Here is a 10,578-nt window from a genome sequence, read left to right on the forward strand (position 1 = left end):
AAATATTGATAAACTTAATGCTGCCGATGAAGCGCCAGAATCAGCAACAGCATTAGTTGGTGAGATGAAAATTTTAATCCCTTTAGCAGGCTTAATCGACAAAGAGCAAGAAGTGGCACGCTTGAACAAAGAAATTGAAAAACTAGACAAGCAAAGAATGCAATTTGAAGGCAAGTTAAACAATGAGAAATTTGTCTCTGGTGCGCCAGAAGCTATCGTTAACGTAGAACGTGAAAGACTAGCTGCAACCTTAAGCGCTATCAGTGATCTAAATGATCAGTTAGACAAAATATCAAGCTTATAAAATATGAAACTGAAGTATATAACAAGCATACTACTACTAACAAGCACACTTGCTAGTGCACAGTCGTTTGTTTATATTACAGATAAGGTTGACATCCCCATGAGGGCAGATAAAACTTTTGATAAAAACATTGTTCGTTCGCTTTCATCAGGTACAAAATTATCGATTTTGCAAGCAACTGAAGATGGCTGGACTCAAGTTAAATTCGAAGACTCAACTGGTTGGATTATTTCTCGTTATTTGTCCAATAATCCGCCTGCTAGAGTTCAATTAGAAAAACTTAGACAAACTTACAGTGCCAACAAATTGTTAATTAATAAGCTAGCTAAAAGAAAAACAGAGCTTGAAACTGAAGTTCAAGCTTTAAAAGTTAAAAATACCAAGCTGTCTATTCAAACTAGCAAATCTAAGTCTGAAAAAGCACATATTGAGCAAGTTTATAAAGACGCTTTAAAATTAGAACACTCTAATGAAAAACTAATGACTTCTAATTTACAATTAAAGGCTGAAATTCAACTACTTAAAAACAACACAACCGCTACTGAAGAATCTAGTTCTAGAAACTGGTTTATCACAGGCAGTTTTGTCCTATTCTTTGGAATCTTAATTGGCTTTATTTTTCCAAACTTTGTTAACCGCAGGAGATATTAAATGAACTTACTAAAAACAGCACTAACATTTGACGATGTTTTATTAGTACCGGCACACTCAACTACCATGCCTAAAGAAGTAAGTATGGTGACCAAACTAACCAAAAATATTACACTTAACACGCCAATTCTTTCTGCGGCAATGGATACTGTTACCGAAGCAAAATTGGCCATCACAATGGCTCAAGAAGGTGGCATTGGTATTATTCATAAAAATATGTCGGTTGAAGAGCAAGCTAATGAAGTTCGTAAGGTTAAACGCTTTGAGTCTGGCATTATTCGTGAACCTATTACAATTACCTCTACAGCAACTGTTAAAGATGTATTTGATTTACAGCAACAACATAAAATTTCAGCCCTTCCTGTGGTTGACGGCAACACCATTGTTGGCATGATTACTGGCCGCGATGTACGTTTTGAAACACATCTTAATGAGACGGTTGCAAATTTAATGACGCCTCAAGAAAAATTAATTACCGTTACAGAAGGTACAGATATATCTGAGGTCAGAGCACTTCTACAACAACATCGTATTGAACGTGTTGTTATTACAGATGATCAGTTTGAACTTAAAGGCATGATTACGGTGCGTGACATTCAAAAATCAACTGACTACCCTAATGCTTGTAAAGATGAGCAAGAGCAATTGCGCGTTGGTGCGGCCGTTGGTGTAGCTGCAGGCACTGGTGAACGTATTGATGCATTGGTAGAAGCCGGTGTTGATGTAATTGTAATAGATACAGCTCATGGACACTCTCAAGGTGTGATTGATCGTGTAAAGAAAACTAAAAGCAAACATCCTCAACTAAACATTATTGCTGGTAATATCGCTACTGGCGCTGCTGCACTTGATTTAGTTAAGGCGGGCGCTGATTGTGTAAAAGTAGGCATTGGACCGGGTAGTATTTGTACTACTCGTATTGTTTCTGGTGTTGGCGTTCCACAAATTACTGCAATTTCTGATGTTGCAGAGGCGTTAGAAGGTACTGGCGTTCCTTTAATCGCTGATGGTGGTATTCGCTATTCAGGTGACATTGCCAAAGCTTTTGCTGCTGGTGCATATTGCGTAATGCTTGGTTCAATGCTTGCTGGTACCGAAGAATCTCCAGGCGAAATTGAATTATTCCAAGGTCGTGCTTATAAATCTTACCGTGGCATGGGTTCTATTGGCGCCATGAATCAAGCACATGGCTCTTCAGATCGTTATTTCCAGTCTGATTCAAAAGCAGACAAACTAGTACCTGAAGGGATTGAAGGACGTGTCGCATTTAAAGGATCGATTCGCCCTATCATTCACCAAATGGTCGGTGGCGTTAGATCATCTATGGGCTACACAGGTTGTGAAACTTTAGAAAAGATGCGTTCAGTTGCTGAATTTGTTCAAGTAACCTCAGCAGGAATGGTTGAATCACACGTTCATGACGTTTCAATAACGAAAGAAGCGCCAAATTATCACCAATAATAACAAAACTTTATTTAGGGCTCTCTTGATATGCAGTTAATTGGTAAATATCAAAATCCAGGCTACGAAGCAGTAGCTGACAGTGTCATGGATTTCTTTGAACGTCGCCAAGATCTACAACGTCCAGGAGTAGCCTTCGGCTCTGGTGGTAGTAATGCAGAACCAGCTAAAGTATCAACAGATATTAGTCTCGTTGCACTTAATAATTCTGACCCTGAAAAATTTGCTTTATCAAATCTGATTGTACGAGGTGTTTCAGCAGGCCTAGAACGTTACTTGCAAGAACGACCTTTGTTTCGTCAGGTTTGCCCTGAACAAGAATTATTTGTAATGCCTATTTTTAATCTACAACGATATGCGCCAGGTGAAGGCTTTAAACAATGGCACTGTGATTGGACCATTTGTGATGAGCTAACAGAGCCTGGAAATCGTGTTTTAGCTTGGATCTTGTATTGTGATTCTGTAGAAGAAGCTGGCACTGAATTTCACTGGCAAGAACATCATGAAGCAGCAGAGCGAGGAAAATTAATTATCTTTCCTGCCTCCCCTTCTCATATTCATCGTGGTCGTGTCAATAACGAACTCAGTAAAACAATTGCTACTGGGTGGATTAATGCTGGTTCACGTGAGGGTTTCTTAAAACGACTATCCTAATTCAAAAAGCAACAATACCAAGCAAGTTAGTTACTCAATTTTTTAATTAAAAAAATCTGGATATCTTGTATATATAGTTGCAATTGATGGTAATTATGACTAACAAGGCATCACTTTGATTCACTTTGGAAAAATTTCTCAGCAAGAGTTTTTAGCTAATTATTGGCAGAAAAAGCCATTACTAATTAAACAGGCAATTCCTAATTTTATCTCTCCGATTGAACCTGATGATTTGGCAGGCCTATCACTCGAAGAGGAGTTCGAATCACGTCTCATTACTGGCGCTATTGATAATCAACAATGGACATTAACCAATGGCCCGTTTTCAGAATCTGATTTCTTAAACCTTCCAGAAAAAGACTGGACCTTGCTAGTACAAGGCGTAGATAGATTTATTCCTGAAGTTGAAGCACTAATCAATCACTTTGATTTTATTCCGCGTTGGCGCTTTGATGATGTGATGATTTCTTATGCCACTCAGGGTGGCAGTGTAGGCCCTCATTTTGATTTCTATGATGTATTTTTACTTCAAGGCAGTGGTAGACGTCGCTGGCAATTAAGTAGTAATAATTGCAATATTGATAACTATTTAGAAAATGTACCGCTGAGAATTATGAATCAATTCACGCCAGATCAAGAGTTTGATGTAGAACCAGGCGACGTTTTGTATGTGCCACCTAAAGTGGCACACCATGGTATGAGTTTGAGTGATGATTGCACAACTTTATCATTCGGTTATCGATCTTATTCTGCTAAAGAGATGTTTAACGCAACGCCAATAGACCAAGAAAATAATTATTATCTCGACCCGGTGTGGAACGCTTGTGACGCCCCTGCCTTTATTCCAGATTCTGCCATTCAAATGGCCAACAGAACCTCCGAAATCAATGCCCTAGACTTCTCCAAATTTGTTACCAAGCTTGACACCTTGGATCAAAAAATACTACAGCAATTTGAGTATGAGCAACTAGAGTTAATCTTTAATCCTAATGCCACTTATCAACTACATGCAGTTTGTAAAATTGCATATACAGAAATCAATAATGCAACACATTATTTTTTAAACGGTAATTTATTAGATGTTGGTGGCATAGATGACAATTGTTTAAAAGATTTATGCAATCTTAGAAATTTGAGTGCTGCTAGCAATTTAGACTTATCCAAATTGCTATTTGACTTACACCTTGTGCAAGAAATTTAATTAGTTCTATGCCTATTTACATCGTGTTTTTATCTGTTGTTGCAATTTGGTCAACCACGCCGCTTGCAATTCAGTGGTCAACTTTAGGCTCTAGCTTTAGCTTTAGTGTTGCCAGTAGAATGTTAATAGGCTTGATTCTTTGCATGCTATTATTACTGATTAAACGACAATCACTACCTTTACATAAGCAAGCTTTAATCAATTATTTGTATGCTGGTGCTGGAATCTTTGTCACTATGAGTTTAGTCTACTATTCAGCGCTGAGCATCCCATCAGGGTTGATTTCTGTTGTTTTTGGCTTGACCCCTATTATCACTGGTGTCTTTGCATTAATCCTACTTAAGGATAAGTTTTTCTCAATGAGTAAAATGACTGGCCTTTTGTTAGGGCTTTCAGGACTGTTTATTATCTTTAAGCATTCGTTTACTTTCGCTGAAACGTTAGTGGTAGGCCTTGCTAGTGTCACATTAGCCATGGCATTTCAATCATATATTTCGGTCAAGCTTAAGCAAATAAATGCACATACATCGGCTTTAGAAACCACCACTGGTGCTCTTATGGTTAGTGTACCTTTATTTATGATGACTTGGATATTGTCAGGTGCAAGCATTCCAGACACCAGTCTAGTAGCCGCCCTATCGATTGGCTATTTAGCTATTTTTGGTTCAGTGATTGGATTTATGTCTTACTATTACTTAATTAAACACTCGAGCGTTAGAGTGGTTGGCATTGTGCCTTTGATTACGCCTGTTTTTGCCCTTATTCTTGGATCCACACTCAATCATGAGCAATTAACATTGACCCAGCTTAGCGGCATTGCCTTGGTACTGTTCGGATTAGCAATATACGAATACGGTGAAAAGGCATTAAAAAACCGCCTATAAGGCGGTTTTAAGGATTATTTTCGGCTTAGCACTGGTGAGTCAAACTTCAAACCCTCCCATCCATATGTCATGAAGTTACGAATATTTCCGTGTGAATCGCTCTCCGGTGTGTCAAGCACTTCTTGATAATATTGACCAAAGCAATGTAGTGTCTCCAACTGGGTTAACTGATTGACGGCAGCAAAACAAAACAACTTAGCACTTCCTTGATTTTCATCAGCCGAATTCTCAATTTCTCCATTAGAAAAACCGGCAGGTGTGTAATCATAGTCATCTTCAATAAGCGCAATCAAGTCTTCAAATTTCATTCTCGCACCTGATCTTAGCTCTTCTAAGTATTCCTCTTGTGTCACTCTCATTCTCCTCGTTTTAAAGCTGTCAACTAAACCGTCATTGGATTTGGTTTATTAATATTTATACCGTATTTTTCAATTGCCTGTGCAACAACTGCACTATCCATTTGACCCTCATCAACCAATGCTTTAAGTGATGCCAACACAACATAATTTGCGTCAACTTCAAAAAAGTCTCTCAATGCTGCACGTGAATCAGAACGACCAAAACCATCTGTGCCCAACACTTCGTAGCGATTTGGCACATATTTTCTCACTTGTTCAGCGTAGTTACGCATGTAATCTGTTGCAACAATAACCGGACCTTCAGCACCTTCTAAACATTGAGTGATATATGGAACTGCAGGTGTATCTGTACTAAAACGATTCACACGATCAACTGCTTGCGCTTCACGTGTCAACTCATTAAAACTAGTTACTGACCATACGTCTGATTTAACACCCCAATCATCAGCTAACATTTGCGCTGCAGCTTCCACTTCTCTAAGAATAGTGCCTGAACCCATTAATTGCACTTGTTTATCACCTTCTCCAACTGACTTAAGTGCATACATACCTTTAACGATTCCTTCTTCAGAATTTTCTGGCATCTCAGGATGTGTATAAAGCTCATTCATGGTGGTAATGTAGTAGAAGATATTCTCATTGTTAGTGTACATTCTCTCTAAACCACTACGCACAATAACTGCCAACTCAAATGCATAAGTCGGATCATATGACACACAGTTTGGTATGGTATTAGCCACTAAGTGTGAATCTCCATCTTGGTGTTGCAAGCCCTCACCATTTAAGGTTGTTCGTCCTGCAGTTCCGCCAATCAAAAAGCCTTTAGCTTGCATATCACCAGCTGCCCAGGCCAAATCACCCACACGCTGGAAACCAAATTTAGAATAGTAAATGTAGAACGGAATCATGGTGGTATTGTGCGTTGAATACGACGTTGCTGCAGCAATCCAATCTGAAATTGCGCCCGCTTCGTTAATACCTTCTTGCAATACTTGACCTTTTTTATCTTCCTTATACCACATCACTTTATCAGAATCTTCTGGTTGATAAAGTTGACCTGATGCAGAGTAAATTCCAAGCTGTCTGAACAAACCTTCCATACCAAAGGTGCGAGCCTCATCTGGAATAATTGGTACGATTTTAGGTCCTAAAGCTTTATCGCGTACTAATAAAGTCATTACTCGATTCAATGCCATAGTGGTCGACATTTCACGATCGCCACTAGACTTAAGTAGTGCGTCAAACACACTTAATTCAGGTGTTGGTAATGATTCTACATCAAAAGCACGCACTGGCAATGAACCGCCTAATGATTCACGTCTAGCATTCATATAAGTCATTTCTTCACTATCAGCTTCTGGCTTATAAAAGTTTAATTCTTTAACATCAGCATCTGTGACTGGAATATTAAAACGCTTGGCAAAGATCTCAACTTGCTCTAAACCTAATTTCTTTTGCGAGTGTGTGGTATTTTGACCTTCACCTGCTTCACCCATGCCATAACCCTTAACAGTTTTAGCCAAAATAACCGTTGGTTTATCACTACATGCTTTAGCTGCATGATAAGCCTGGAAGACCTTGTTTAAATCATGTCCACCACGATTAAGATGATAAATCTCATCATCGCTCATGTGCTCAACCATGGTTAATAATTCTGGATATTTACCAAAGAAATGTTTACGTACATAAGCACCATCTTTAGCCTTATAAGCTTGATACTCGCCATCAACTACTTCTTCCATGCGCTTTCTAAGCAGACCATTCGTGTCTTTAGCAAGTAACTCATCCCACTTAGCACCCCAGATAACTTTGATAACATTCCAGCCTGCGCCGCGGAACATGCCCTCAAGCTCTTGAATGATCTTTCCATTACCTCGCACAGGTCCGTCTAAACGTTGTAAATTACAGTTAATCACAAAAATAAGATTGTCAAGCTTCTCACGGCCCGCCATCGAAATAGCACCTAGTGATTCAGGCTCATCTGTCTCTCCATCACCCAAATATGCCCAAACAGTTCGCTTGTCTGTTTGCTTAATTTCACGATGATGGAGATATTTCATGAATCGAGCTTGATAGATAGCCATAATTGGGCCCAAACCCATTGACACCGTTGGGAATTGCCAAAAATCAGGCATTAACCATGGATGTGGGTACGAGCTTAATCCACCTTCACCAACCTCTTGACGAAACCTAAGCATCTGATCTTCGGTAATGCGTCCTTCTAAAAAAGCACGAGAATAAATACCTGGAGAGATATGACCTTGGAAGAAGATTAAGTCAGCACCTTGATCGGCATCAGGGCCACGATAGAAATGATTAAAACCAACTTCGTATAAGGTTGCAGATGAGGCAAATGAAGCAATATGGCCACCTAATTCATAAGGTAGTTGATTGGCTTTGACCACCATTACCATTGCATTCCAACGCACGATAGCAGAAATTCTATCTTCGATATCTTGATTAATATCTGTGGCAATTTCTTTCTCTTGAGCAATACTATTTAGATAAGCGGTATTTACCCCAGACGGCAAATCCATGCCTTCTTGATGAGCCATATCCATCAACTGATTTAATAAGAATTTTGCACGATCACTTCCCTCAACGCGCGCTACTGATTTAAAGGCTTCTAGCCATTCTTGGGTTTCTAAAGGATCTATGTCTTGACCTGGCATAATGTGATTTATTTAATATATAAAATACATCGATTATCCCAAAAATACGCCACTTTATAGCGTTACTTTATAAAATATTTTGTCAGTATTAGAGTGCCAAAAAAACCACTAAAACCAAACGCTATTTGCCATAATTCATGCTGCGGGAAATACACTACTCCTATGCCTGCACCCATAAATAATACCAACAAAGGCATAATATATAATTGGAAAGCGCGCCAAAATAATTCTGCAGAAGATATTTCTAATGTAACCATGTCTCCCACCAAAATACCTGATTGAAGTGGCTTATTAAATATTGAAGAATGATCAAAATAATTAGCCAAAATACCAGTGCCACAACCACCACTAGCAGAACAATTATTACAGCCACCTGAGCGATTAACCTTTAATGTCATTGTTTGATTCTTAATTTCGATTACTTCAAATTTCTCTTTCATTACGCTTAAAATAAACCATTTATATATCTTACATTTTATCAACTTATGAACATCTCTCAATCAATCTTTAAAGCTTATGATATTCGTGGTATTGTTGAACATGAATTAACACCAGAGGTGGTTAGGCTAATTGGCCTTGCTATTGGCAGTGAATCAATTGCAAAAGGTGAGCGTGGCGTAGTGGTTGGTCGTGATGGGCGACTAAGCGGACTAGCGTTAATGGATGCGTTAAAAACTGGTCTTAAAGAGAGTGGCTGCCATGTGGTTGATATTGGCATGGTACCAACACCATTAGTCTATTTTGCTACCTACACAAAAGCAGCTAGCAGCGGCGTTATGATTACCGGTTCACATAACCCGCCAGAATATAATGGTTTTAAAATTATGATTGCTGGTGAAACTCTTTCGGGTGATCGTATTCAAGAGCTATATCAGCGTATTCAAAATAATAACTTTAACAAGGGTCATGGCACATCAACTAAAGTAGATATTGAACAAGATTACATTGATCGTGTTAAGTCAGATATTAAACTAGACAAGCCACTGAAAATTGTTGTCGATTGCGGTAACGGCGTTGCCGGTAATATAGCGCCAAAACTTTTTGAACAGTTAGGTGCCGAGGTTAGTAAGCTATTTTGCTTGATTGATGGTAATTTTCCTAACCATCATCCCGACCCTTCTAAGCTTAAAAACCTAGAAGATATTATTAAAGAGGTAATTGATACGGGTGCAGATATGGGCTTTGCCTTTGATGGTGATGGTGATCGACTTGGTTTAATTGACAATAAGGGCAATGTTATTTGGGCAGACCGTCAGATGATTTTATATTCTCGCGATATTCTTAGTCGAAATCCTGGTGCTAAAATTGTGTTTGACGTAAAGTGCTCTTCCCTTCTACCAAAAGACATTACTGAATATGGCGGTGAGGCAATTATGTCACGCACTGGCCACAGCTTCATTAAGGCTAAACTTAAAGAAACCGGCGCTGCACTTGGCGGTGAAATGAGTGGTCATATTTTCTTTAAAGAGCGTTGGTATGGATTTGATGATGCGCTTTATACTGGCGCAAGACTGTTAGAAATTATTTCAAAAACCAATAAAACATGTGAACAAGTATTTGCTGATTTGCCTGATAGCATTAATACGCCTGAAATCAATATTCATTTTGATGAACAGGGTCAACAATTCGTAGCTATGGATAAATTAGCTGAAAATGTCAGTTTCGATGGTGCACAAATCACCACGATTGATGGTGTTCGAGTGGATTATCCAAATGGTTGGGGATTGGTACGCCCTTCTAATACTACGCCATGTCTAGTACTACGCTTTGAAGCTGACAATCAGGAAACCTTAGAAGAGATTCAAGAAACCTTTAGAACTTGGCTAGAGGCTAATAACATCTCCACCAAAGACTTTTAATCTTAACTTAAACTGCTCAAACAAACTAGCACTTTAAAAATCAATCCTGCTAAATTGATTAAAAATCGTCTTGGCTTGTTCCGACATAATATCGTATTCGCTATCGTTGTATGTAAAAGCTAGGCGATTGGCATGAAGCATTAGACGCTCTGCACCAGTATGCTCAATTCTTTTTTGTGGCGCTAGTTTTTTGGATAAATAGTCATTCACAATTGATTCATCAACCCCATAAATTGGATCACCAACAATAGTATGACCTATAGAATCTAGATGCACTCTAATTTGATGTTGCCTTCCAGTAACTGGAATGACTTTCACCAAAGTTGTATTGTTTGTTTTGTTAAACTCTACAGGATAAATATAAGTTTTAGAGGCCTTACCCTGTTTGGTATTACAAGTCATCTTAACTTTAATGCTACTGTCAGCTTTTTCAATTGGCTTATCAATTGTTAACTCATCTCTAACCCTACCTTTAACTAATGCCAAGTACTCTTTAGTGTACTTTTTATTTTCGAACATAGTTTTTAAGACGC

Annotated in this window: 10 protein-coding genes and 1 pseudogene; 7 read left to right on the plus strand and 4 right to left on the minus strand. The window is 38.6% G+C overall.

The features are described 5' to 3' along the window. The 6 genes and pseudogenes from P8M52_RS00005 to P8M52_RS00030 all read left to right on the plus strand — a co-directional run. Nucleotides 1-304, plus strand: a pseudogene (locus P8M52_RS00005) (valine--tRNA ligase); the annotation flags it as partial. A gap of 3 nt (nucleotides 305-307) precedes the next feature. Further along, complete coding sequence (locus P8M52_RS00010) at nucleotides 308-955, plus strand: TIGR04211 family SH3 domain-containing protein (RefSeq protein ID WP_300305584.1); 648 nt, start codon at nucleotides 308-310, stop codon at nucleotides 953-955. Continuing rightward, a complete protein-coding gene (gene guaB, locus P8M52_RS00015) occupies nucleotides 956-2,416 on the plus strand; it encodes an IMP dehydrogenase (RefSeq protein WP_300305586.1) in 1,461 nt (486 codons plus the stop codon). Between the two features lie 30 nt (nucleotides 2,417-2,446). Beyond that, on the plus strand, nucleotides 2,447-3,070 hold the full coding sequence (locus tag P8M52_RS00020) for a 2OG-Fe(II) oxygenase (protein WP_300305588.1): 624 nt from the start codon (nucleotides 2,447-2,449) through the stop codon (nucleotides 3,068-3,070). Nucleotides 3,071-3,185: 115 nt separating this feature from the next. Next, on the plus strand, nucleotides 3,186-4,271 hold the full coding sequence (locus P8M52_RS00025; RefSeq protein WP_300305590.1) for a cupin domain-containing protein: 1,086 nt from the start codon (nucleotides 3,186-3,188) through the stop codon (nucleotides 4,269-4,271). Between the two features lie 8 nt (nucleotides 4,272-4,279). Next, nucleotides 4,280-5,155 carry a DMT family transporter gene (locus P8M52_RS00030; protein ID WP_300305592.1) on the plus strand — a complete coding sequence of 292 codons (876 nt, stop codon included), beginning with the start codon at nucleotides 4,280-4,282 and terminating at the stop codon, nucleotides 5,153-5,155. Between the two features lie 14 nt (nucleotides 5,156-5,169). Here P8M52_RS00030 and P8M52_RS00035 read toward each other — a convergent pair whose 3' ends face one another. The 3 genes from P8M52_RS00035 to P8M52_RS00045 form a co-directional block, all read right to left on the minus strand. Beyond that, nucleotides 5,170-5,514 (minus strand): HopJ type III effector protein, encoded by a 345-nt coding sequence (locus tag P8M52_RS00035; RefSeq protein ID WP_300305594.1) that lies wholly within the window; start codon nucleotides 5,512-5,514, stop codon nucleotides 5,170-5,172. Nucleotides 5,515-5,537: 23 nt separating this feature from the next. After that, entirely contained in the window at nucleotides 5,538-8,186 is a 2,649-nt protein-coding gene (gene aceE / locus P8M52_RS00040; protein WP_300305596.1) for a pyruvate dehydrogenase (acetyl-transferring), homodimeric type, read from the minus strand. Nucleotides 8,187-8,248: 62 nt separating this feature from the next. Beyond that, nucleotides 8,249-8,626 (minus strand): SoxR reducing system RseC family protein, encoded by a 378-nt coding sequence (locus P8M52_RS00045; protein ID WP_300305598.1) that lies wholly within the window; start codon nucleotides 8,624-8,626, stop codon nucleotides 8,249-8,251. Nucleotides 8,627-8,671: 45 nt separating this feature from the next. Between P8M52_RS00045 and P8M52_RS00050 the strand changes: the two genes are divergently transcribed. After that, nucleotides 8,672-10,045: a phosphomannomutase/phosphoglucomutase gene (locus P8M52_RS00050; protein WP_300305600.1), complete on the plus strand. Its 1,374-nt coding sequence runs from the start codon at nucleotides 8,672-8,674 to the stop codon at nucleotides 10,043-10,045. Between the two features lie 33 nt (nucleotides 10,046-10,078). Here the strand turns inward: P8M52_RS00050 and P8M52_RS00055 are convergent. Beyond that, nucleotides 10,079-10,578: pseudouridine synthase (locus P8M52_RS00055; protein WP_300305602.1), on the minus strand; the 500-nt coding region annotated here is incomplete at its 5' end.

It is taken from the genome of Candidatus Thioglobus sp., assembly GCF_029243085.1.
Lineage (GTDB): Bacteria > Pseudomonadota > Gammaproteobacteria > PS1 > Pseudothioglobaceae > Thioglobus_A.

Coding starts and splice junctions, on each gene's coding strand:
- P8M52_RS00050 (WP_300305600.1), top strand. CDS start 8,672: ATGAACATCTCTCAATCAATCTTTAAAGCTTATGATATTCGTGGTATT.
- P8M52_RS00020 (WP_300305588.1), top strand. CDS start 2,447: ATGCAGTTAATTGGTAAATATCAAAATCCAGGCTACGAAGCAGTAGCT.
- P8M52_RS00035 (WP_300305594.1), bottom strand. CDS start 5,514: ATGAGAGTGACACAAGAGGAATACTTAGAAGAGCTAAGATCAGGTGCG.
- P8M52_RS00010 (WP_300305584.1), top strand. CDS start 308: ATGAAACTGAAGTATATAACAAGCATACTACTACTAACAAGCACACTT.
- P8M52_RS00045 (WP_300305598.1), bottom strand. CDS start 8,626: ATGAAAGAGAAATTTGAAGTAATCGAAATTAAGAATCAAACAATGACA.
- guaB (WP_300305586.1), top strand. CDS start 956: ATGAACTTACTAAAAACAGCACTAACATTTGACGATGTTTTATTAGTA.
- aceE (WP_300305596.1), bottom strand. CDS start 8,186: ATGCCAGGTCAAGACATAGATCCTTTAGAAACCCAAGAATGGCTAGAA.
- P8M52_RS00030 (WP_300305592.1), top strand. CDS start 4,280: ATGCCTATTTACATCGTGTTTTTATCTGTTGTTGCAATTTGGTCAACC.